The sequence below is a fragment of the Altererythrobacter sp. GH1-8 genome, assembly GCF_043702085.1.
GTDB lineage: Bacteria > Pseudomonadota > Alphaproteobacteria > Sphingomonadales > Sphingomonadaceae > Erythrobacter.
In genome coordinates, this window is record NZ_CP171690.1 from 1995775 (window position 1) to 2015502 (window position 19728).

Annotated in this window: 29 protein-coding genes; 24 read left to right on the forward strand and 5 right to left on the reverse strand. The window is 58.4% G+C overall.

Annotated features, from left to right (window positions below):
- Nucleotides 1–8: 8 nt before the first annotated feature.
- The 4 genes from ACG9DO_RS09730 to ACG9DO_RS09745 form a co-directional block, all read right to left on the reverse strand.
- Nucleotides 9–755 (reverse strand): hypothetical protein, encoded by a 747-nt coding sequence (locus ACG9DO_RS09730; RefSeq protein WP_394727372.1) that lies wholly within the window; start codon nt 753–755, stop codon nt 9–11.
- A 384-nt stretch (nt 756–1139) separates the two neighbouring features.
- A complete protein-coding gene (locus ACG9DO_RS09735; protein WP_394727374.1) occupies nt 1140–2039 on the reverse strand; it encodes a DUF4238 domain-containing protein in 900 nt (299 codons plus the stop codon).
- 109 nt (nt 2040–2148) lie between these two features.
- Nucleotides 2149–2730: a hypothetical protein gene (locus tag ACG9DO_RS09740; protein WP_394727376.1), complete on the reverse strand. Its 582-nt coding sequence runs from the start codon at nt 2728–2730 to the stop codon at nt 2149–2151.
- A 35-nt stretch (nt 2731–2765) separates the two neighbouring features.
- Nucleotides 2766–2966 carry a hypothetical protein gene (locus ACG9DO_RS09745; RefSeq protein ID WP_394727378.1) on the reverse strand — a complete coding sequence of 67 codons (201 nt, stop codon included), beginning with the start codon at nt 2964–2966 and terminating at the stop codon, nt 2766–2768.
- Between the two features lie 406 nt (nt 2967–3372).
- Here ACG9DO_RS09745 and rpsL point away from each other — a divergent pair, with 406 nt between their 5' ends.
- From rpsL to rpmD, 24 genes are all read left to right on the forward strand, one after another.
- Nucleotides 3373–3744: a 30S ribosomal protein S12 gene (rpsL, locus tag ACG9DO_RS09750; protein ID WP_007164630.1), complete on the forward strand. Its 372-nt coding sequence runs from the start codon at nt 3373–3375 to the stop codon at nt 3742–3744.
- Nucleotides 3745–3930: 186 nt separating this feature from the next.
- Entirely contained in the window at nt 3931–4401 is a 471-nt protein-coding gene (rpsG, locus tag ACG9DO_RS09755) for a 30S ribosomal protein S7 (protein WP_394727380.1), read from the forward strand.
- A gap of 38 nt (nt 4402–4439) precedes the next feature.
- Nucleotides 4440–6572, forward strand: coding sequence for an elongation factor G (gene fusA, locus ACG9DO_RS09760; RefSeq protein ID WP_394727382.1), 2133 nt, complete (start codon nt 4440–4442; stop codon nt 6570–6572).
- Nucleotides 6573–6664: 92 nt separating this feature from the next.
- Nucleotides 6665–7855 carry an elongation factor Tu gene (tuf, locus tag ACG9DO_RS09765; RefSeq protein ID WP_394727384.1) on the forward strand — a complete coding sequence of 397 codons (1191 nt, stop codon included), beginning with the start codon at nt 6665–6667 and terminating at the stop codon, nt 7853–7855.
- Nucleotides 7856–8272: 417 nt separating this feature from the next.
- Nucleotides 8273–8584, forward strand: coding sequence for a 30S ribosomal protein S10 (gene rpsJ, locus ACG9DO_RS09770; protein WP_061924928.1), 312 nt, complete (start codon nt 8273–8275; stop codon nt 8582–8584).
- Between the two features lie 254 nt (nt 8585–8838).
- Entirely contained in the window at nt 8839–9711 is an 873-nt protein-coding gene (gene rplC / locus ACG9DO_RS09775; RefSeq protein WP_394727387.1) for a 50S ribosomal protein L3, read from the forward strand.
- A 3-nt stretch (nt 9712–9714) separates the two neighbouring features.
- Nucleotides 9715–10350: a 50S ribosomal protein L4 gene (rplD, locus tag ACG9DO_RS09780; protein WP_394727389.1), complete on the forward strand. Its 636-nt coding sequence runs from the start codon at nt 9715–9717 to the stop codon at nt 10348–10350.
- The gene (locus ACG9DO_RS09785; RefSeq protein ID WP_394727391.1) at nt 10343–10651 is read left to right on the forward strand and encodes a 50S ribosomal protein L23; all 309 of its coding nucleotides are present in this window, start codon (nt 10343–10345) and stop codon (nt 10649–10651) included. Before rplD ends, ACG9DO_RS09785 begins: the two co-directional genes overlap by 8 nt.
- A gap of 8 nt (nt 10652–10659) precedes the next feature.
- Nucleotides 10660–11496: a 50S ribosomal protein L2 gene (gene rplB, locus ACG9DO_RS09790; protein WP_394727393.1), complete on the forward strand. Its 837-nt coding sequence runs from the start codon at nt 10660–10662 to the stop codon at nt 11494–11496.
- A gap of 6 nt (nt 11497–11502) precedes the next feature.
- Nucleotides 11503–11778, forward strand: coding sequence for a 30S ribosomal protein S19 (rpsS, locus tag ACG9DO_RS09795; RefSeq protein WP_394727395.1), 276 nt, complete (start codon nt 11503–11505; stop codon nt 11776–11778).
- Nucleotides 11778–12155, forward strand: coding sequence for a 50S ribosomal protein L22 (gene rplV / locus ACG9DO_RS09800; protein ID WP_394727399.1), 378 nt, complete (start codon nt 11778–11780; stop codon nt 12153–12155). The genes rpsS and rplV overlap by 1 nt, the downstream gene beginning before the upstream one ends.
- Before the next feature lies 1 nt (nt 12156).
- Nucleotides 12157–12852, forward strand: a complete 696-nt coding sequence (gene rpsC / locus ACG9DO_RS09805; protein WP_394727401.1) for a 30S ribosomal protein S3 — start codon at nt 12157–12159, stop codon at nt 12850–12852.
- A gap of 21 nt (nt 12853–12873) precedes the next feature.
- Nucleotides 12874–13308 (forward strand): 50S ribosomal protein L16, encoded by a 435-nt coding sequence (gene rplP / locus ACG9DO_RS09810; protein WP_394727403.1) that lies wholly within the window; start codon nt 12874–12876, stop codon nt 13306–13308.
- Nucleotides 13308–13523 carry a 50S ribosomal protein L29 gene (gene rpmC / locus ACG9DO_RS09815; protein WP_394727405.1) on the forward strand — a complete coding sequence of 72 codons (216 nt, stop codon included), beginning with the start codon at nt 13308–13310 and terminating at the stop codon, nt 13521–13523. The genes rplP and rpmC overlap by 1 nt, the downstream gene beginning before the upstream one ends.
- Before the next feature lie 10 nt (nt 13524–13533).
- Complete coding sequence (gene rpsQ / locus ACG9DO_RS09820) at nt 13534–13824, forward strand: 30S ribosomal protein S17 (RefSeq protein ID WP_394727407.1); 291 nt, start codon at nt 13534–13536, stop codon at nt 13822–13824.
- Nucleotides 13825–13893: 69 nt separating this feature from the next.
- Complete coding sequence (gene rplN / locus ACG9DO_RS09825) at nt 13894–14262, forward strand: 50S ribosomal protein L14 (protein ID WP_010234690.1); 369 nt, start codon at nt 13894–13896, stop codon at nt 14260–14262.
- Between the two features lies 1 nt (nt 14263).
- On the forward strand, nt 14264–14584 hold the full coding sequence (gene rplX, locus ACG9DO_RS09830) for a 50S ribosomal protein L24 (protein WP_394727409.1): 321 nt from the start codon (nt 14264–14266) through the stop codon (nt 14582–14584).
- Nucleotides 14577–15158 carry a 50S ribosomal protein L5 gene (gene rplE, locus ACG9DO_RS09835; RefSeq protein WP_394727411.1) on the forward strand — a complete coding sequence of 194 codons (582 nt, stop codon included), beginning with the start codon at nt 14577–14579 and terminating at the stop codon, nt 15156–15158. Before rplX ends, rplE begins: the two co-directional genes overlap by 8 nt.
- Before the next feature lie 43 nt (nt 15159–15201).
- Complete coding sequence (gene rpsN / locus ACG9DO_RS09840; RefSeq protein ID WP_394727413.1) at nt 15202–15507, forward strand: 30S ribosomal protein S14; 306 nt, start codon at nt 15202–15204, stop codon at nt 15505–15507.
- Between the two features lie 11 nt (nt 15508–15518).
- Entirely contained in the window at nt 15519–15914 is a 396-nt protein-coding gene (gene rpsH / locus ACG9DO_RS09845) for a 30S ribosomal protein S8 (RefSeq protein ID WP_394727415.1), read from the forward strand.
- Nucleotides 15914–16447, forward strand: coding sequence for a 50S ribosomal protein L6 (gene rplF, locus ACG9DO_RS09850; RefSeq protein WP_394727417.1), 534 nt, complete (start codon nt 15914–15916; stop codon nt 16445–16447). The genes rpsH and rplF overlap by 1 nt, the downstream gene beginning before the upstream one ends.
- Nucleotide 16448: 1 nt before the next feature.
- Nucleotides 16449–16793 carry a 50S ribosomal protein L18 gene (gene rplR / locus ACG9DO_RS09855; protein ID WP_394727419.1) on the forward strand — a complete coding sequence of 115 codons (345 nt, stop codon included), beginning with the start codon at nt 16449–16451 and terminating at the stop codon, nt 16791–16793.
- A complete protein-coding gene (rpsE, locus tag ACG9DO_RS09860) occupies nt 16793–17644 on the forward strand; it encodes a 30S ribosomal protein S5 (RefSeq protein ID WP_394727421.1) in 852 nt (283 codons plus the stop codon). Before rplR ends, rpsE begins: the two co-directional genes overlap by 1 nt.
- Nucleotides 17645–17649: 5 nt before the next feature.
- On the forward strand, nt 17650–17835 hold the full coding sequence (gene rpmD, locus ACG9DO_RS09865; RefSeq protein WP_394727423.1) for a 50S ribosomal protein L30: 186 nt from the start codon (nt 17650–17652) through the stop codon (nt 17833–17835).
- 111 nt (nt 17836–17946) lie between these two features.
- Here the strand turns inward: rpmD and ACG9DO_RS09870 are convergent, their stop codons facing one another.
- Nucleotides 17947–19443, reverse strand: coding sequence for a hypothetical protein (locus ACG9DO_RS09870; RefSeq protein WP_394727425.1), 1497 nt, complete (start codon nt 19441–19443; stop codon nt 17947–17949).
- Nucleotides 19444–19728 lie beyond the last annotated feature (285 nt).

Consider the following 19728-nt stretch of genomic DNA (forward strand, 5'->3'; position numbering starts at 1 on the left):
GATTGCGGTTAAGCTGGGTAGTCTTGCGTAGGCCCCGGCCCCTCAGGAGCTTTCTCCGCCTTCTGCGCACCCTTCGCCGCTTCCACTTCGAGCCTGACCCGCTCGACCTTGCGCTCGATACTCTCGTGCAGGGCCCGGATGCGCGCCGGGTCATTGGCCTCGCGCTGCCGCTCTGCCTCCATCTCGCGGCGGATGCGTTCATAGACCGGATGGCCGGGGCTGATATGCGCTGCCGGATCATAGCGCGCGCCGAGCCGGTTGCGCAGGAAGAACATCACCAGCGCCTCGTTATGGCGGATTTCCGTGCCCACCAGCCTGCCGGAGGAGACCACCATCCGCTCCTCGCCCTGGATCGCGCGGGTGGGGGCGGTTGCCTCCAGCCGCGCGACGCCGCGATCAATCGCCGCATCCCACGCCGCGCGAAACCCCTCTGCGCCGGGCCGCTGGCGCAGCTTGTAGATCGCCTCCATGCTCTTGCCGATGTGGCGCGCAGCGGCGGTGACGATTCCGGTCGCGGCGAGATGAGCGATGAAGCGGCGCTGGAGATCAGGGGTGATCGAGTTGCGGCGCGGAGCCTTGTGGGGGACAGGCACGAAGTCGAGCAGCGGATCGTCCTCTGAGGGCTCGGCATCGACGAAGGCGACGGCAGAGGTCGCCTGACGAGGGATAGCGCGGGTGTTGATCGGAGGGGTGGAAATTGTGTGACGCTCCTGTCTGGCGCGTGGTGAAAGGGTATTGGCTTGGTGGCGGAGCACGGCGAGCGACCAGCGAGCCGCAAGGCCGACCGGCCGTCGCGCGTTAGCGCGGAAGCCTAAGGGGCCGGATGGCCCCGCCGGCGCTTGAGGCTAAACAAGCAAAAAACAACCAAGTAGGAAATACCCAATCGGCTTGGTCCCAAGCGTCTGGGCGCGGGGTCGATGGGCAGGAGCCAAGGGGAGAGGAGTTTTTGCGTTTCGAGAGCGCCTCCGCGCTCTCGTCCTCGGTGCTGTTCCCTCCGCTAGCGCTACGGGGCACCTGCGGGCGGGCGGTCGCCCTTGCGGCTCACTGGTCGTTCGCCGTTCTGGAGTAAACCATTCCTCGCCCGCTTGCAGTTGGGCCAGGGTTGGGAAACTTGTTGCGCCTAAATGAGGGCCCATCAGTCAAATCTCTTCATAGTCCCTCAACGATGCCTCAGAGAGGGTTGGTCTTGGAATTCGCCCGAACCGGTTTCGGATGAAGCGTTCTTGACTATTGTCGATGTCGACAACGAAATGACGGGCGGATTGCACAGTTTGTTCATTCATCCTTCCAATAAGCTCTCTTTGATTGAGTGAAAAGATCGTCTCAAAGAAATCTGAATCGTTGCATCCGATGATTGCGATGTAGGGGGTTAAGGGAAATGCAACGTGGCCTTCTGGCCCCGCTAGCCCATTTGTTCGTATCAGGGGATCGTCTGATAGTAGTAATCTTCGATCTGGAACTTTGAAAGTGATCCTTTTCCAGTGAAGGTTAGCCAGGAATTGTGCGATTTTCTCGCTAAACACAACTGTTCGAAAGATGTTACTGAAATGATCTAGATAGGCTTCTGGACCTTTGAGCTTTTCATATTCTTCAACCGTCTGGGGATCATTTTTCGCGCGAACTTCATGGTATGAGTTGCGCAGCTCAGCCCGCACTTCCTCGTACATAATTCTGGAAAGAGCACGCATGGCTGTGATCCCCGCTGGGCTTCTATGCAGCAGAGTTAGCAGGAACACTGCTAGCGTTTCGGTCTCTGAGGTAGACAGGGTAGGATTAGACTCTACACAAAGTTTTTTGAACAGATCGGATGCGCGCTGATCAATATGTCGAAACAAGAGAGTTTCGAAATCCAGAGTTTGTTCGACATGGGTTGGAAAGTTGTACAGCTTTTCAGACCATCCAATTGCAACTGTGGCCTTTCGCTCAGAAACGATGATGTTCCCATGTGGATTAGTAAACCGTTGAGCTTTGCCATCTGGTCCTAGCCAGTTCTTTGTCCAAAATTGTGGTACGAAGTGATGTTTGCGTGGCGTTTGCAATTGGAATCCTACTGTCCATATCAAACACAGCGTAATTGGCAGGTATTAACTCACTATAAGACGCATGCAGGAAACCCAAACCCCCTACACGGTTAAAATTCTAGGATTCTCATCTGCCGCCAAACGTTACGGCGAATGCGATAAGGATTGGCAGAAAAATAACGGTGACTGCATAACCGATGGATCTTCTCTTGGTCCCGGCATTACGTCCGCTTCCAAATTGAAAATCCACTAAAGGAAATGCTGATTTCCATCTCTTTTCGATAAAAAATCCTGTTCCAAATGCAGCGAACATCGAAACAGCCATAGGCCAAAATGGTATTGCCTCCCGGTCTGAAAGATCTGGGAGGGAAGAATAAATCAGAAACGTCACACCGAGCCAAACAATTATTAAGGTTACTATGAGCAAGGCTACCCGAAAAGCCTCCAAGTAAAGAAACGGATAATCCGGACAAAAATTCTTGACTAGAGAATCGAAAAATCCCCTCATTTTCTCCAAATTTTCTCTAGTCCCTTTCATCCGAAATGAAACTGCCTCGAACGCCGGACTAACGCGAATTTCAACTCTGTTCCCGGGCCAAGAGCCGATCTCAGCTTGAATGGTATTAACTTTGGCGGCCTCCCTCCGTGTTGCCTCAATGACTTCCTCGATGTCGTGCCTCTTAGAAGTTACTCCATTCTCCCATTCCACACTGTAGTTTGGTCTTACTGATTTCGCCGCCCGCTCTAAACTGCGAATTTTTCGCTGAGCCCTCGTTTGTTGCCCTGAAGGAATTTCTTAAGTTGAACCTCCGTAATCTCATTTGCTTGCGCGGCTTCGCTGATCAGTACTGGCGTTATTTCGTTCATCAAAGTGTCGAGGGCACGAAGAAAGGCCTCATTTACCATCAAGGGTTTGCCTGACTTAATGTACAGTTCATCGTTCACGGGATTGAAGTTAGCCGACGCCTTTAATTAGTCCAGAGCTGACATTCACTTGTTAAGTGTCCATCCACACCCTTGACCCCACCTCGCTCCCCAGCTAAAGGCCGCGCCGTTCGATCGGTCGTCCTCAAAGATTCCCGGTCAATCATAAGCTGAACATTGGCGGTCTTGTCTGCTCTCTGTTCGATTGAGGTCCCCGCCTTTGCGGGGACTCACGCGAACAGAGAGAGGAACAACCGGCAAAGTAATCCGGCGCTTTTGAAAGCCTCGGGTGGAGCGTTTCAGGCTTGTGCACTTTTGCTCGCTGGGTCCCGGATCAAGTCCGGGATGACGACAGCGGGCTCGGGCTGCACAAACTGCTTCTCTTCATCTTCGGTCCTCAAACACGCCAACAAGGTGAAGAGTAACTATGCCAACGATCAACCAGCTGGTCCGCAAGGGCCGCACTCCGCAGAAGGCCAAGTCAAAGGTCCCTGCGATGGAGCAGAACCCGCAGAAGCGCGGTGTCTGCACGCGCGTCTATACGACGACGCCGAAGAAGCCGAACTCCGCTCTGCGTAAAGTGGCCAAGGTGCGCCTGACGAACCAGCGCGAAGTCATCTCCTATATCCCGGGTGAAGGCCACAACCTGCAAGAGCACTCGGTTGTCCTCATCCGCGGCGGGCGTGTGCGCGACCTTCCCGGTGTGCGTTACCACGTGCTGCGCGGCGTGCTCGACACGCAAGGGGTCAAGGACCGCAAGCAGAGCCGTTCGAAGTACGGGGCGAAAAGGCCTAAGTGACGTTCACGGGGTGAACGTCATCCTCGAAAAATCGCCACCAGCGATTTTATCGGGGATCGCGTCCCACCCGGTAGAATGTACGCGGCAAAGTTTTTGAGACCGAGTGCAAGTGGCCTGAGATCCCAGCCTTCGCTGGGATGACGTTTTAAGAGTTCGCTTACGCTCACGAGTCTGGAGTATTTAGAAATGTCACGTCGTCGTAGACCCGAAAAGCGGGTTATCCTGCCCGATCCCAAGTTTGGTGATCAGGTGCTGTCGAAGTTCATGAACAACCTTATGCTTGACGGGAAGAAGTCGGTCGCTGAGGGGATCGTCTATTCCGCGCTCGACACGGTTGAGGCGAAGGCCAAGGCCGATCCGGTGCAGCTGTTCCATGATGCGCTGAACAATGTGAAGCCGCAGGTCGAAGTGCGCAGCCGCCGTGTTGGCGGTGCGACCTACCAGGTGCCGGTCGAGGTTCGCCCCGAGCGTGCCCAGGCGCTCGCGATCCGCTGGCTGATCACCGCTGCGCGCGGCCGTCCGGAAACGACCATGTCCGCACGCCTCTCGGGCGAGCTGATGGACGCGGCCAACAATCGCGGCAATGCTGTGAAGAAGCGTGAAGACACGCACCGCATGGCAGACGCCAACCGCGCATTCTCGCATTACCGCTGGTAAACCCTACATAGAGGGCAGCCCCCTCACGGAGAAAAAACATGGCACGCGATTATCCGCTGGAGCGGTACCGCAATATCGGCATCATGGCTCACATCGATGCCGGCAAGACCACGACTACCGAACGTATCCTCTACTACACCGGCAAGTCCTACAAGATCGGCGAAGTGCACGATGGTGCGGCGACGATGGACTGGATGGAGCAGGAGCAGGAGCGCGGTATCACCATTACCTCGGCTGCGACGACGACCTTCTGGACCGCGGAAGATCCGACGATGGATCCGCGCTCGGCTCCTGAAGATCTGCGCGCTAACCAGCCGAAGCACCGCATCAACATCATCGACACGCCCGGCCACGTTGACTTCACGATTGAAGTCGAGCGCAGCTTGCGTGTGCTTGATGGCGCGGTTGCCGTGTTTGACGGAGTTGCAGGCGTAGAGCCGCAGTCCGAAACCGTGTGGCGCCAGGCCGACAAGTACAAGGTCCCCCGGATGTGCTTCATCAACAAGCTCGACCGGACCGGTGCTGACTTCTATTACTGCGTGCAGTCGATCATCGATCGACTGGGCGCGACCCCGCTGGTGCTTTACCTCCCGATCGGTGCGGAGAGCGACCTCAAGGGCGTCGTAGACCTCGTCAATAATCGCGGCATCGTTTGGCAGGCTGAAGACCTCGGTGCGAAATACGAGTTCGTCGACATTCCGGCTGACCTTGCTGACAAGGCTGCTGAGTATCGCGAGAAGCTGATCGAGACTGCGGTTGAGCAGGACGATGACGTGATGGAAGCCTATCTTGAAGGTGAAGAGCCTGATGCGGCAACGCTCAAGCGCTTGATCCGCAAGGGTACCATGGCACAGGCATTCGTGCCCGTACTGTGCGGCAGCGCGTTCAAGAACAAGGGCGTTCAGCCGCTGCTCGACGCGGTGGTCGACTACATGCCTTCGCCGCTCGACGTTCCGGCGATCAAGGGCGTCAAGCCTGACAGCGAGGAAGAAGACAGCCGTCCATCATCCGACGATGCACCGTTTTCTGCGCTTGCGTTCAAGATCATGAACGACCCGTTTGTCGGCTCGCTTACCTTCACTCGGATCTATTCAGGCAAGCTCTCCAAAGGCTCGGTCCTGAACTCGGTCAAGGACAAGAAGGAAAAGATCGGCCGTATGCTGCTCATGCACTCGAACAACCGCGAGGACATCGATGAGGCGTTCGCTGGCGATATCGTCGCTCTGGCGGGCATGAAGGAAACCACCACCGGTGACACTTTGTGCGATCCGGCACACCCGATCATCCTTGAGCGCATGGAATTCCCTGAGCCGGTTATCGAGCTGTCAGTGGAACCCAAGACCAAGGCCGACCAGGAAAAGATGGGTGTTGCCCTCAACCGCCTGGCTGCCGAAGATCCGAGCTTCCGTGTTACGACTGACCACGAAAGCGGCCAGACGATCATCAAGGGCATGGGCGAGCTTCACCTCGACATCCTGGTTGATCGGATGAAGCGCGAGTTCAAGGTCGAAGCTAACGTAGGTGCCCCTCAGGTGGCCTATCGTGAGTACCTCGGCCGCGAAGTCGAAGTGACCTACACCCACAAGAAACAGTCGGGTGGTTCGGGTCAGTTCGGCGAAGTCAAGGTGATCGTCACTCCAGGTGAGCGCGGTGCAGGCATCGAATTCGTCGACGAGATCAAGGGCGGTAACATCCCACGCGAATATATCCCGGCGATTGAAAAGGGCATGCGCGAGCAGGCCGAGAGTGGTCACCTGGTTGGCTTCCCGATCATCGACTTCTCGATCCGTCTGGTGGACGGCAAGTACCACGACGTCGACTCGAGCGCGATCGCGTTCGAAATCGCCGGTCGCGGTGCGATGCGCGAAGTCGCCAGCAAGGCCGGGATTAAGTTGCTTGAGCCGATCATGAAGGTCGAAGTCGTAACCCCGGAAGACTTCATGGGTGACGTCATCGGTGACCTTAACAGCCGTCGCGGCCAAATTCAGGGCACCGACACGCGCGGCAACGCTCAGGCAGTCGATGCTTTCGTTCCGCTCGCCAACATGTTCGGTTACGTCAATGAGCTGCGTTCGTTCACGCAAGGTCGTGCTCAATACACGATGCAGTTCAGCCACTATGACGAAGTTCCGGCAAGTGTGGCACAGGAAGTCAAGGAGAAGCTTGCTTAAGCAGGCGACACGGTTTAGGGGCGGCGCCTGATTCAGCGGGTGCCGTCCTCTCCCGCAGAGATTCAATTTCAAACTCAGAGGTAATTTGAGAAATGGCTAAGGAAAAATTTGAGCGTAATAAGCCGCACTGCAACATCGGCACCATTGGTCACGTTGACCACGGCAAGACCACGCTGACGGCGGCTATCACGAAGGTTATGGCTGAAACTCACGGCGGTTCTGCTGTCGATTTCGCCAATATCGACAAGGCTCCGGAAGAGCGTGAGCGTGGCATCACGATTTCGACCGCTCACGTCGAGTATGAAACCGGTGCGCGTCACTATGCACACGTCGACTGTCCGGGGCACGCTGACTATGTGAAGAACATGATCACCGGTGCAGCGCAGATGGACGGCGCGATCCTGGTGGTGAACGCAGCTGACGGCCCGATGCCGCAGACCCGCGAGCACATCCTTCTCGCCCGTCAGGTCGGCGTTCCTGCGCTGGTTGTGTACATGAACAAGGTTGACCAGGTCGACGACGAGGAAATCCTCGAACTCGTCGAACTGGAAGTCCGCGAACTGCTCTCGAGCTACGATTTCGATGGCGACAACATTCCGATCGTTAAGGGTTCGGCTCTGGCTGCTCTCGAAGGGCGCGACGACGCGATCGGCAAGGATTCGATCATCGCGCTGATGGACGCAGTCGATGCGCACATCCCGCAGCCCGAGCGTCCGATCGATCAGGCGTTCCTGATGCCGATCGAAGACGTGTTCTCGATCTCTGGTCGCGGTACGGTTGTTACTGGACGTGTTGAAACCGGCGTTGTGAACGTTGGCGACGAAGTTGAAATCGTCGGCATCAAGGACACCACCAAGACGACCGTGACCGGCGTTGAAATGTTCCGCAAGCTGCTTGATCGCGGTGAAGCTGGCGACAACATCGGCGCTCTCATCCGCGGCGTTGGCCGTGAAGAAGTTGAGCGTGGTCAGGTTCTGGCGAAGCCGGGTTCGGTTACTCCGCACACCGAGTTCAGCGCAGAAGTCTACGTCCTTTCGAAGGACGAAGGTGGCCGTCACACGCCGTTCTTCGCGAACTACCGTCCGCAGTTCTACTTCCGCACCACCGACGTGACCGGTGAAGTGATCCTCCCAGAGGGCACGGAAATGGTCATGCCGGGCGACAACGTAACCATCAACGTCAAGCTGATCGCACCGATCGCTATGGACGAAGGTCTGCGTTTTGCTATCCGTGAAGGCGGCCGTACCGTCGGCTCAGGCGTGGTTGCAAAGATCACCAAGTAATTCAGCGCGTCTCTGGGACGCACTGTGAAAAGCAGGCCTGGTGCTCGAGATGGAGTGCCAGGCCTCTTTTTCATGAGAAGAGGGTTTCGGTGTCCGCCGAAGCTCGCGGCTTTGGCAGCCCGCACCCCTCTCTAGACACTCCACATGATGGACCATCGGGGCGTGAAGGTAAGGGGTGAGGGTGGTATGGGAGACATGCCAGCACGAACGTGCTGGATGCAACCAATAAATTGGCGCAATTCGGGGTTGCAAGAACTGCCTCTCCTCCGTATAGGCCCGGGCAAGCGCAGGGATTCGTCTCTGCTGTAACGATTTTCGAAGGGCCGCCCTTTCCGGGAAACCGGATAAAAGCCGGGCGGGCCTTTTGTTTTTGAGAGTTGGAAACAGCTCTTTGGCTCTTTCGCATCGGTGTAGGAAATGGAAGCTCAGAATATTCGTATTCGCCTCAAGGCGTTTGATCACCGCGTTCTCGACCAGGCAACTGGCGAGATTGCAGAAACAGCACGTCGCACTGGCGCGCTTATTCGCGGCCCCATTCCCATGCCGACGCGTATCGAGAAGTTCACCGTGAACCGCGGCCCGCACATCGACAAGAAGTCGCGCGAGCAGTTCGAGGTGCGCACCTACAAGCGGTTGCTCGACATTGTGCAGCCAAACGCTCAGACCGTTGACGCGCTGATGAAGCTCGATCTGGCAGCTGGCGTGAACGTTGAGATCAAGCTGGCTTAAGCTGATTTGAGCGCGGTCCATCAGGCGGACCTTAAGCGGCTTGAGAATTTCAGGGGCTCCAACGGCCCCGCTGGTCTAAGCAGACCGGCAAGACATTGGGATACCGCCGGATATGATCCGGGCTGAGTCCCCCGTCTAGCTTAAGCGGCCAACAGGCTGCGCGAGCATTCAGCCCGGACGGGGCGATTCATGAAAATTGGGCTGGCAAGCACGCGGGGATGGGCCTCGTGTGCCTCTGTTTAGGAGTTCAGACGATGCGCACAGGCGTTATCGCTAGAAAAGTCGGGATGACCCGCCTGTTTCAGGAGGATGGACGGCACGTTCCCGTGACCGTGCTCTCGCTGGACGGTTGTCAGGTTGTATCGCACCGAACTGGCGAGCGGGATGGCTACTTTGCCGTTCAGCTCGGTGCCGGTGAAGCGAAGCAGAAGAATGTCAACAAGCCGCAGCGCGAAGCGTTTGCGAAAGCTGAGGTTGGCCTGAAGAAGAAGGTCGCGGAATTCCGCGTCGATAACGAAGAGGGTCTTGTCCCAGTCGGCTCGACCATCAGTGCAGACCACTTCGTTGCAGGCCAGAAGGTCGACATTACCGGCCACACTCAGGGCAAGGGCTTTGCCGGCGCCATGAAGCGTTGGGGTTTCGGTGGTCTTCGTGCAACGCACGGTGTTTCCATCAGTCACCGGTCGCACGGCTCGACGGGTAACCGTCAGGATCCGGGCCGTGTCTTCAAGGGCAAGAAAATGGCTGGTCACATGGGTGACCGTCAGCGCACGCAGCAGAACCTCGAAGTGGTTCGTACTGATGCTGATCGCGGCCTGCTCTTTATCAAGGGCTCAGTACCTGGCTCGAAGAATGGCTGGCTGCTGGTTCGAGATGCCGTGAAGCTAGCGGCTGCCGACGAATTGCCGTTCCCGGCTGCAGTGCTCGACCTCAATGCTCCGAAGCCTGAGGCAGAGGAAGTTCCGGCGGTTGAAGAAACTGCAGCAGTTGAAACTCCGGTAGAAGAAGCAGCAGCGCCAGAAGCTGCTGCGGAAGCACCGGCAGCAGAAGCGGCACCTGAAGGCGATGCGTCTGAGGCTGATGCTTCCAGCAACGAAAATTCCTCTAAAGAAAATGGGGAGGGCTAAACCATGAAGGTGAAGGTCCAGAAAATCGACGGCGCGAAGATTTCCGGCGCGTCGGGCGACATTGAGCTCAACAAGGACGTGTTCGGCGTTGAGCCGCGGGCAGACATCCTGCACCGCGTCGTCACCTGGCAGCTTGAGAACCGTCGCGCTACAGCTCGCCCCACGCGTGAGCGTGCTGACGTTGCCCGCACTGGCAAGAAGTTCGGTAATCAGAAGGGCGGCGGCCGTGCTCGTCACGGCGATCGTGGCGCTCCGATCTTTATCGGCGGCGGCAAGGCTCACGGTGCGCGCAAGCGCGAGTTCGAGCAGTCGCTCAACAAGAAGATCCGCGCATTGGGTCTGAAGATGGCTCTTTCGAGCAAGGCGAAGGACGGCCTCGTGGTCGTTGATAGCCTTGAGCTGAAGGACGCCAAGACGAAGGTGCTTAAAGGTCACTTCGACAAGGCTGGCTTTACCGGCAAGGTCCTGGTGATCGACGGTGAAGCTGTGAACGATGGCTTCAAGAAGGCCGCTGGCAACCTCAAGGGTGTCAACGTCCTCCCGGCAGCAGGCGCGAACGTCTATGACATTCTCAACCACGACACGCTGGTCCTGACCACGGACGCTGTCGCCAAGCTGGAGGCGCGCTTCAATGGCTAAGAAGCAGGAAATCGACGCGCGTCACTACGACGTTGTGCTTGCGCCGCACATCACGGAGAAGTCCACGCTGTTGTCCGAAAACAACGCGGTTGTCTTCAAAGTGGCCAATGATGCGACCAAGCCGCAGATCAAGGAAGCTGTCGAGGCACTGTTCGACGTGAAGGTAACGGGTGTGAACACCATCGTCACGAAGGGCAAGACCAAGCGCTGGAAGGGCAAGCCCTACAAGCGCAGCGACATCAAGAAAGCGGTCGTCACCCTCGCTGAAGGTGACTCGATCGACGTCACTAGCGGTATCTGAGGCAGATCATGGCACTCAAGAACTACAACCCGACGAGCCCCGCACGCCGCGGCCTCATCCTCGTCGACAAGACCGGGCTCTACAAGGGCAAGCCGGTCAAGTCGCTCACGGAAGGCAAGCGCAAGACGGGCGGACGTAACAACAAGGGTCATGTCACTTCGCGTGGCATTGGCGGCGGTCACAAGCAGAAGTACCGCTTCATCGATTTCAAGCGCCGGAAGTGGGATGTTCCTGCAACCGTCGAGCGGATCGAGTATGACCCCAACCGCACCGCTTTCATCGCACTGCTTAAGTACGAAGATGGCGAGCTTGCTTACATCATCTGCCCGCAGCGCCTTGCTGTTGGCGATTCTGTAATCGCAGGCGAAAAGGTCGACACCAAGCCTGGCAATGCCATGCTGCTCGGCCAGATGCCGGTCGGCACCATCTGCCACAATGTGGAGATGAAGCCGGGCAAGGGCGGCCAGATCGCTCGCTCTGCTGGTGCTTATGTCCAGATCGTCGGTCGTGACCGCGGCATGGTCATCGTTCGCCTCAACTCGGGCGAGCAGCGTTACCTTCGCGCAGATTGCATGGGTACGGTTGGCGCGGTTTCGAACCCCGACAACCAGAACCAGAACTTCGCCAAGGCTGGTCGGACCCGCTGGAAGGGCCACAAGCCGCTGACCCGCGGTGTCGCAAAGAACCCCGTCGACCACCCGCACGGTGGTGGTGAAGGCCGCACCAGCGGTGGCCGTCACCCGGTTACGCCATGGGGTAAGCCGACCAAGGGTGCCCGCACTCGCAACAACAAGCAGACGGATAAGATGATCATCCGTTCGCGCCACGCCAAGAAGAAGAGGTAATCCGACATGGCACGTTCCGTTTGGAAAGGTCCGTTTGTCGAACTCAGCCTTCTCAAGAAGGCGGAGGACGCGCAGGAATCGAGTGGCAACAAGCCGATCAAGACATGGTCGCGCCGTTCCACAATCCTTCCGCAATTCGTCGGCCTGACGTTCAACGTTTACAATGGCCAGAAGTTCATCCCCGTCTCCGTTTCGGAAGAAATGGTCGGCCACAAGCTTGGTGAGTTCGCCCCTACGCGTAACTTCCCTGGCCATGCTGCCGACAAGAAGGGCAAGCGCTAATGGGCAAGGCAAAATCCCCGCGCCGTGTTGGCGATAACGAGGCGCTCGCTGTCGGCACCACGATCCGTGGTTCCGCGCAGAAGCTGAACCTCGTCGCTGAGCTGATCCGCGGCAAGAAAGCTGAAGAGGCTTTGAACATCCTCGCTTTCTCCAAGAAGGCGATGGCACGCGATGCCAGCAAGGTGCTCGCCTCGGCGATCGCCAATGCGGAAAACAACCACAATCTGGATGTCGACAGCCTGGTCGTTGCAGAAGCATCGGTTGGCAAGTCGATCACGATGAAGCGTTTCCACACACGCGGTCGTGGCAAGTCCACCCGGATCCTCAAGCCGTTCAGCCGGCTGCGGATCGTCGTGCGTGAAATGGAAGAGGCGTAAGATGGGTCAGAAGAGCAATCCGATCGGTCTGCGCCTGCAGATCAACCGCACTTGGGACAGCCGCTGGTACGCTGAAGGGCGTGACTATGCGCGTCTGCTCAAGGAAGACATCGAGATGCGCAAATACATCCTTGAAACGGTGCCGCAGGCAGCGATTTCGAAGGTTGTGATTGAGCGTCCGGCGAAGCTTTGCCGGGTGTCGATCTACGCAGCCCGCCCTGGTGTCATCATCGGCAAGAAGGGTGCAGACATCGAAAAGCTGCGCTCGAAGCTTGCCACGATGACGGAAAGCGAAGTGAAGCTGAACATCGTTGAGATCCGCAAGCCGGAAATTGATGCGAAGCTCGTCGCGCAGGGTATCGCTGATCAGCTGATCCGCCGTGTCGCCTTCCGCCGCGCCATGAAGCGTGCAGTGCAGTCAGCGTTGCGTCTTGGCGCCGAAGGCATCAAGATCACGTGCGGAGGCCGTCTCGGCGGCGCTGAAATCGCCCGCGTGGAATGGTACCGCGAAGGGCGTGTTCCGCTGCACACGCTGCGTGCGAATGTCGACTATGCCGAAGCTGAAGCGCTGACCGCATATGGCATCATCGGCATCAAGTGCTGGATCTTCAAAGGCGAGATCATGGCACACGATCCGACCGCGCAAGACCGTCTCATGATGGAAGCTCAGACTTCCGGCGTGCGTCCAGCGCGTTGATTGCAGGATAGGTAAGAGAAAATGCTGCAACCGAAGAAAACCAAGTTCCGCAAGGCCTTCAAGGGCAGGATCAAAGGCGACGCCAAGGGCGGCACCACGCTGAACTTCGGCGCTTATGGTCTCAAGGCGCTTGAACCAGAGCGTCTGACTGCGCGTCAGATCGAAGCGGCTCGCCGTGCGATCACCCGCGCGATGAAGCGTCAGGGGCGCCTGTGGATCCGCGTGTTCCCCGATGTTCCCGTGTCGAAGAAGCCTGCCGAAGTCCGTCAGGGTAAGGGCAAGGGTTCGGTCGAATACTGGGCTGCTCGTGTGAAGCCGGGCCGCATCCTGTTCGAACTCGATGGGGTTCCGGGCCCTCTTGCGGCTCTTGCATTCGAACGTGCAGCGATGAAGCTGCCGATCAAGACCAAGGTTGTTGCCCGTCTGGGTGACACCTCGCACCTGGGAGGTAACTGATGGCCGACAAGACCGTCATTGAAGACCTGCGCGCCAAGAGCGACGATCAGCTTGCAGCTGAACTCGTCGAACTGAAGCGTGAGCAGTTCAATCTGCGCTTCCAGTCTGCGACCAATCAGCTTGAGCGTCCTGCGCGGGTCAAAGAAGTGCGTCGATCGATCGCCAAGATCAAGACGCTGCAGAACGAACGCGCAGCCGCGGCTGCGAAGGCGTAAGGAGCAGACAATGCCGAAACGTATCCTGATCGGAACTGTCACCTCCGACAAGACCGACAAAACCGTGACCGTACTGGTCGAACGCAAGGTGAAGCACCCGCTCTACGGGAAGATCATCCGTCGTTCGAAGAAGTACCACGCTCACGATGAAGCGAATGAATACACGATTGGCGATGTCGTCCGCATCGAGGAGACGAAGCCGATTTCGAAAACCAAGACCTGGACTGTGAAGGACCGGGTAATGGCAGGCGGTACGCAGGCAGTGGAAGCTGACCTGGAAGTCGAAGCCGCAGGTAACTGACGTAATTAGGAACTGCCGGGCCTCAGTCGATTTGAGTGTCCCGGCAAGCCAAGAGAAGGAACCGGATCAATGATCCAGATGCAATCCAATCTCGACGTCGCGGACAACAGCGGCGCGAAGCGCGTCCAGTGCATCAAGGTGCTGGGCGGGTCGAAGCGCCGTTTCGCGAGTGTCGGGGACGTGATCGTGGTTTCCGTGAAGGAAGCCCAGCCACGGGCCAAGGTCAAGAAGGGCGACGTTCACCGCGCGGTGATCGTGCGCACCAAGAAGGACGTCCGTCGTCCCGATGGCAGCGTGATCCGCTTTGACAGCAATGCTGCGGTCCTCGTGAACAAGAACGAAGAGCCGATCGGTACGCGTATCTTTGGCCCGGTTGTGCGCGAACTGCGCGGCCGCGGTTTCATGAAGATTATCTCGCTCGCTCCGGAGGTGCTCTAAGATGGCATCTGCTAAGATCAAAAAGGGTGACAGCGTTGTTGTGCTGTCCGGCAAGGACAAGGGCCAAACCGGCACTGTCCGTCAGGTCCTGCCGAAGGAAGGCAAGGTCATTGTCGAAGGCGTGAACGTTTCTGTTCGTCACCGCAAGCCGAGCCAGCAGAACCCACAGGGTGGCATCGATCGCGTTGAAGCGCCGATGAACATCTCCAAGGTAGCTGTTGCTGATCCGAAAGATGGCAAGCCGACCCGCGTCCGCTTTGAAGAGCGTGACGGCAAGAAGGTCCGCGTTGCTGTGAAGTCCGGGGAGACTATCGATGGCTGACTATACCCCCCGCCTGAAGCAGAAGTACGAGGCTGAAATCGTCAAGGCGATGACCGACAAGTTCGGTTACAAGAACCGCCTTGAAGTTCCCAAGCTTGAAAAGATCACGCTCAACATGGGCGTGGGCGAAGCGAGCCAGGACAAGAAGAAGGTCCAGACCGCTGCGGAGGAAATGGCTCTGATCGCCGGGCAAAAGCCGGTCATCACCAAGGCGAAGAAGTCGATCGCTCAGTTCAAGCTACGCGAAGGTATGCCGATCGGTTGCAAGGTAACCTTGCGCCGGGACCGTATGTTCGAATTCCTCGACCGCCTGGTGACCGTCGCGATGCCGCGCATTCGTGACTTTCGTGGGCTCAACCCCAAGTCATTCGATGGCCGTGGCAACTATGCGATGGGTCTCAAGGAGCAGATCGTGTTCCCTGAGATCAGCTATGACCAGATCGAGAAGGTGCGTGGCATGGACATCATCGTGACCACCACCGCGAAAACCGATGAGGAAGCGCGCGAACTGCTCAAGCTGTTCGGCTTCCCGTTCCCGGCTGAAGCTTCAGCTGAAGAAAAGGAAGCGGCGTAAGCCGCTCCCTCGAATGAACACGTAAGGAAGAGAGCTTAAGTCCATGGCGAAACTGAGTTCCATCAACAAGAATGAGCGTCGCAAGAAGCTCGTGCAGCAGTATGCTGCGAAGTACGAGAAGCTGAAAGCGATCGCGAACGACAAGAATGCCGACGAGACCGAGCGCCTGATGGCCCGCCTCAAGATGGCTGAACTCCCGCGCAATGCGAACCCGACCCGGGTCCGCAACCGTTGCGCCACCACCGGCCGCCCGCGCGGCTATTACCGCAAGTTCGGCATCAACCGTATCGAACTGCGCGAACTCGGCAACCGGGGGATGATCCCCGGTCTGACCAAGTCGAGCTGGTGAGGATCTGATTTATGGCTATGACCGATCCCTTGGGTGACATGCTCACCCGCATCCGCAACGGCCAGCAGGCGAAGAAGGATTCCGTCCTTTCGCCCGCGTCCAAGCTGCGTGCAAATGTCCTCGAAGTGCTTCAGCGCGAAGGCTACATCCGTGGCTATTCCGACGACGCATCGGGCAAGCACCCGCAATTGCGGATTGAACTGAAGTATTTCGAAGGCGAACCGGCAATCAAGTATGTCGCTCGCGTCTCCAAGCCTGGCCGCCGCGTCTATTCGGGTTCGAAAGAACTTCCGACCGTGCGCAATGGCCTTGGCATCACCATCGTCTCGACGCCGAAGGGTGTGCTTTCCGATGCGGAAGCGCGCATTCAGAACGTCGGCGGCGAAGTGCTGGCGGAGGTATTCTGATGAGCCGCATTGGCAAAAGGCCGGTGGCAATCCCGAGTGGGGTTACCGCCAATATCGAAAACGGTACGCTTACCGTGAAGGGGCCCAAGGGTACTCTTTCGCTGGGCCTGTCTGACCTCATCGACTATAAGGTTGAAGAGGGCGAGATCAAGGTCAACCCAGCCAACGACACGAAGCAGGCGCGGTCCTATTGGGGTATGCAGCGCACACTGGTTTCGAACCTGGTTGAAGGCGTTACGGATGGCTTTTCCAAGACGTTGACGATTTCGGGCGTCGGCTATCGTGCTCAGGCGCAGGGCAGGAAGCTCAAGCTTCAGCTCGGCTACAGCCACGATGTCGATGTAGATGTGCCGGAAGGCCTCGACGTGCAGACCCCGGACCAGACCACCGTGATCATTTCGGGCATCGACAAGCAGGCCGTCGGCCAGCTTGCTGCTGAAATCCGCCGCTGGCGCAAGCCCGAGCCGTACAAGGGCAAGGGCATCAAGTACCAGGGCGAATATATCTTCCGCAAGGAAGGGAAGAAGAAGTAAGATGGCGAAACTTTCCCTCTTTGAACGTCGCCGCCGCCGCGTACGCACCGCTCTCAAGAGCCGTGCCGGAGGCAAGCCGCGCCTGTCCGTGCATCGTACGGGGCGCCACATCTACGCACAGATCATCGATGATGGTCAGGGCAAGACAGTGGCTGCTGCCTCAACGCTTGGTGCGAAGGATTCGGGCGCAAATGTCGAAGCTGCTGCAAAGGTTGGCAAGGATATAGCCGCTGCCGCCAAGAAGGCTGGCGTTACCACTGTCGTGTTCGATCGCGGCGGGTTCCTGTTCCATGGCCGCGTCAAGGCGCTGGCTGATGCCGCTCGTGAAGGCGGGCTGGAGTTCTGATGATGGCTGACGACAAGAAAACCCCGGAAACAGAAGTACCTGAGGCTGCGACTGAAGCCGCAACTCCGGAAGTAACGGAAACAGCTGAAGCGACGGAAGCAGCTAAAGAGGCGGAAACGCCTGTGGTTGCTGAAACCCCTTCAGAAGCTTCGGACAATCAGTCTGCTTCTGCCGAGCCTACCGCTCAACCGACCGAAACCCCGGCTGACGAAGCTCAGCAGGGCCGTGGCCGCGGTCGTGGCCGTGGTGGTCGCGACGGCGAAGGTCGTGGTCGCGGGCGTGGCCGTGAGCGCAACAACCGCCGCGAGGAAGAAGATGACGGCATCATCGAGAAGCTCGTCCACATCAACCGTGTTTCGAAGACAGTGAAGGGCGGCAAGCGCTTCGGTTTCGCAGCACTGGTTGTGGTTGGCGATGGTTCGGGCCGCGTCGGCTTCGGTCACGGCAAGGCGCGTGAAGTGCCGGAAGCCATTTCCAAGGCGACTGCTGCTGCGCGCAAGAAGATGATTCGCGTTCCTTTGAAGGAAGGCCGCACGCTGCACCATGATGGCAAGGGCCGTTTCGGTGCCGGCAAGGTGACCGTCCGTACGGCTCCTCCGGGTACCGGCATCATCGCCGGTGGTCCGATGCGCGCCGTGTTCGAAAGCCTGGGCGTTGCTGACGTCGTGACCAAGTCGGTCGGCACGTCCAACCCCTACAACATGATCCGCGCCACGTTCGACGCGCTTGCCAACCAGACTTCGCCGAAGTCGGTGGCTCAGCGTCGCGGCAAGAAGATTGCTGACCTCTTGGGTCGCGGCGGCGCAAGCGAGGCAGAGGCGGAAGCCGATGCCGCAGCGATGGCGGAGTAAGTTAGATGGCTGACAAGAAAACCATCAAGATCAAGCAGATCGGTTCGCCGATCCGCCGTCCTGAGAGCCAGCGCAAGATCCTGATTGGCCTGGGCCTCAACAAGATGCACAAGGTTGTCGAGCGTCAGGATACGCCTGAGGTTCGCGGCGCGATCGCCAAGATACCCCATCTCGTGACGGTGGTCGACTAAGCGCGACAGCGACAAGATTCTGCAGGCTGCGGCCTGCGGTAAGCGCCTTTGGCAAGCAAGGGGCTTCGGTGGTGACACCGGGGCCCTTTTTGTTGATCTGGCGGGATAGCCCTAGCGCGCGGCGCAATCTCCGTAGACCGCAATGTCGTCTGCCCGATATCGCATTGGCATGGAAACCATGGCAACTTCACGGCAGTTGGCCGCGATGTAGGCCAGCACCATCGCGCGGGTCTCGCGATTGGAAGGCAGATGCCGCTCTTCGGGCGCCATGACGATGACGCCGGGTTTCAAGGAGAGCACGCGCGCAATCTCGGCCGTGGTGTTCAGATGGCTGACATTGGCCTCAGGCGCGTGGCTCAGATGGGGGCCAAACATCAGCGGCGTAAGCGGGCGCGTGCCGGTTGCGGCGTGGAGCATCATCGGTCCATCGTAGTTGAGCAATCCGCGCTCAGCGCCGTGCATCTCGGCGGCATAGGCGAGCTCGGCGAGGGCGCTCTGCGCCTTTCGGGTTTGATCTTGGCTGTTGGCAGGTGCCATCCACAGCGACATGACCGTGAGCGTTCCAATCGCAATCGGGCCGATCGGCATTCTGGCGAAGAATGGCGCAGCCAGCACGCAGAGCGGCATCAGCAGTGGAAGGGCATAATGCGCATAGAAATTGGGGATGGCGATCAGGCCGGCCACTGCCGCGAGGAGCCAGGCCAGTAACAGGACTGCTTCGCGCCGCCCGCGCCAATGCGCCCAGCTCACCGCAGCAAGCAGAGCTATAGGCGCAATCCGTGTCGCCATGGTCACGGCTCGCTCCCACGAAGATGCGAGGCCGTACGCCTTGTCGAGGTTGGACAATGCCATGGCCTGCCAAAACTCCATCCAGTATCCGCTCATCCAGTAGCCCAGCGCGATTATCAGTGACGGCGCCGCACCGATGATTGCCCAGAAGATCGCGCGCTCCAGCACACGGGTCGATGGACCGTGGCGTTGCCAGCAGAACCAGACGGCGACGAGGCCGAGCGCGATCGCTTCGAACACTACGCTCGTCTTGATGGCGATCGCGGCCCCGGCGAGCAGCATTGCAAACGGGGTTTGCCACCCGCCGCCTTCACGGCCTTTCCAGACCAGCAATGCAGCTGCCGCAACAAATGCGTTATAGAATACAGGGCTTTGTCCGCCAGCTCCGCTGAATATGGGCAGTAGCAGGAGATAGGCCAGGCCGCTTGCGACTGCGGCCCACGACGAACTCACCGACAGGGCAAGACGGGCGATGAAGAAGGCAGTTGCCGCGGCAAAGATGGTCGCGGCAATCTGATAGACTGCAGGGTCGTGCGAGATCGCAGCGAAACCGGCGAACAGCGCGAAATGGCCCCATGGTTTGCGGTCCCAGATATCGACGAAGGGCACGGCGCCATGGCTCATCTCGATCCCGGCAGCAAAATAGAAGGCCTCGTCGAGGAAGAAATTGGGGTGACCGAAGGTGGCTGCACGCAGCAACCATGCGGCCAACATCAACATCAGGAATTGCGTCAGCGGCCGTTCGAGCGAAGCCTTCCATGCGCCGAGCGATAGGGGCTGCTCGCGCAGGGCAGCAACGGTGTTGGCATGGCTTGCCATTGTGTAATATGACCTCCAGCGCGCGCTGCGTACAGGCGCAGCTTCGATCCCCTGGTTCCTTACGCCAGCGTGGTAAATGAATGGTGAAATGACCGCAGCTCTGCGAGATCTGCATCGGTAACGCCACTAAGGGGTCGACAGACAAGCGCGGCTTCGCTAGAGGGCCGCTCACATCAGCGCGATGAAAAGCGAAAGCGAGTGCTCCCAAACACCCTTCCTCGACATCACTGGTGTATCTGTTGTGCATGGCGCACGCGTTTACTGAATGCGCGCGTTTTACGCAGC

Excerpts from the sequence above, each read along its gene's own strand:
- fusA (WP_394727382.1), top strand. The coding sequence starts at position 4,440 with ATGGCACGCGATTATCCGCTGGAGCGGTACCGCAATATCGGCATCATG.
- rpsN (WP_394727413.1), top strand. The coding sequence starts at position 15,202 with ATGGCGAAACTGAGTTCCATCAACAAGAATGAGCGTCGCAAGAAGCTC.
- rplF (WP_394727417.1), top strand. The coding sequence starts at position 15,914 with ATGAGCCGCATTGGCAAAAGGCCGGTGGCAATCCCGAGTGGGGTTACC.
- rplC (WP_394727387.1), top strand. The coding sequence starts at position 8,839 with ATGCGCACAGGCGTTATCGCTAGAAAAGTCGGGATGACCCGCCTGTTT.
- rpsQ (WP_394727407.1), top strand. The coding sequence starts at position 13,534 with ATGCCGAAACGTATCCTGATCGGAACTGTCACCTCCGACAAGACCGAC.
- rpmC (WP_394727405.1), top strand. The coding sequence starts at position 13,308 with ATGGCCGACAAGACCGTCATTGAAGACCTGCGCGCCAAGAGCGACGAT.
- rpsS (WP_394727395.1), top strand. The coding sequence starts at position 11,503 with ATGGCACGTTCCGTTTGGAAAGGTCCGTTTGTCGAACTCAGCCTTCTC.
- rplP (WP_394727403.1), top strand. The coding sequence starts at position 12,874 with ATGCTGCAACCGAAGAAAACCAAGTTCCGCAAGGCCTTCAAGGGCAGG.
- rplE (WP_394727411.1), top strand. The coding sequence starts at position 14,577 with ATGGCTGACTATACCCCCCGCCTGAAGCAGAAGTACGAGGCTGAAATC.
- rpsG (WP_394727380.1), top strand. The coding sequence starts at position 3,931 with ATGTCACGTCGTCGTAGACCCGAAAAGCGGGTTATCCTGCCCGATCCC.
- ACG9DO_RS09785 (WP_394727391.1), top strand. The coding sequence starts at position 10,343 with ATGGCTAAGAAGCAGGAAATCGACGCGCGTCACTACGACGTTGTGCTT.
- rpmD (WP_394727423.1), top strand. The coding sequence starts at position 17,650 with ATGGCTGACAAGAAAACCATCAAGATCAAGCAGATCGGTTCGCCGATC.
- rplR (WP_394727419.1), top strand. The coding sequence starts at position 16,449 with ATGGCGAAACTTTCCCTCTTTGAACGTCGCCGCCGCCGCGTACGCACC.
- rplV (WP_394727399.1), top strand. The coding sequence starts at position 11,778 with ATGGGCAAGGCAAAATCCCCGCGCCGTGTTGGCGATAACGAGGCGCTC.
- rplX (WP_394727409.1), top strand. The coding sequence starts at position 14,264 with ATGGCATCTGCTAAGATCAAAAAGGGTGACAGCGTTGTTGTGCTGTCC.
- rpsH (WP_394727415.1), top strand. The coding sequence starts at position 15,519 with ATGGCTATGACCGATCCCTTGGGTGACATGCTCACCCGCATCCGCAAC.
- ACG9DO_RS09870 (WP_394727425.1), bottom strand. The coding sequence starts at position 19,443 with ATGGCAAGCCATGCCAACACCGTTGCTGCCCTGCGCGAGCAGCCCCTA.
- rpsC (WP_394727401.1), top strand. The coding sequence starts at position 12,157 with ATGGGTCAGAAGAGCAATCCGATCGGTCTGCGCCTGCAGATCAACCGC.
- rpsJ (WP_061924928.1), top strand. The coding sequence starts at position 8,273 with ATGGAAGCTCAGAATATTCGTATTCGCCTCAAGGCGTTTGATCACCGC.
- rplN (WP_010234690.1), top strand. The coding sequence starts at position 13,894 with ATGATCCAGATGCAATCCAATCTCGACGTCGCGGACAACAGCGGCGCG.
- rplB (WP_394727393.1), top strand. The coding sequence starts at position 10,660 with ATGGCACTCAAGAACTACAACCCGACGAGCCCCGCACGCCGCGGCCTC.
- rplD (WP_394727389.1), top strand. The coding sequence starts at position 9,715 with ATGAAGGTGAAGGTCCAGAAAATCGACGGCGCGAAGATTTCCGGCGCG.
- tuf (WP_394727384.1), top strand. The coding sequence starts at position 6,665 with ATGGCTAAGGAAAAATTTGAGCGTAATAAGCCGCACTGCAACATCGGC.
- rpsL (WP_007164630.1), top strand. The coding sequence starts at position 3,373 with ATGCCAACGATCAACCAGCTGGTCCGCAAGGGCCGCACTCCGCAGAAG.
- rpsE (WP_394727421.1), top strand. The coding sequence starts at position 16,793 with ATGATGGCTGACGACAAGAAAACCCCGGAAACAGAAGTACCTGAGGCT.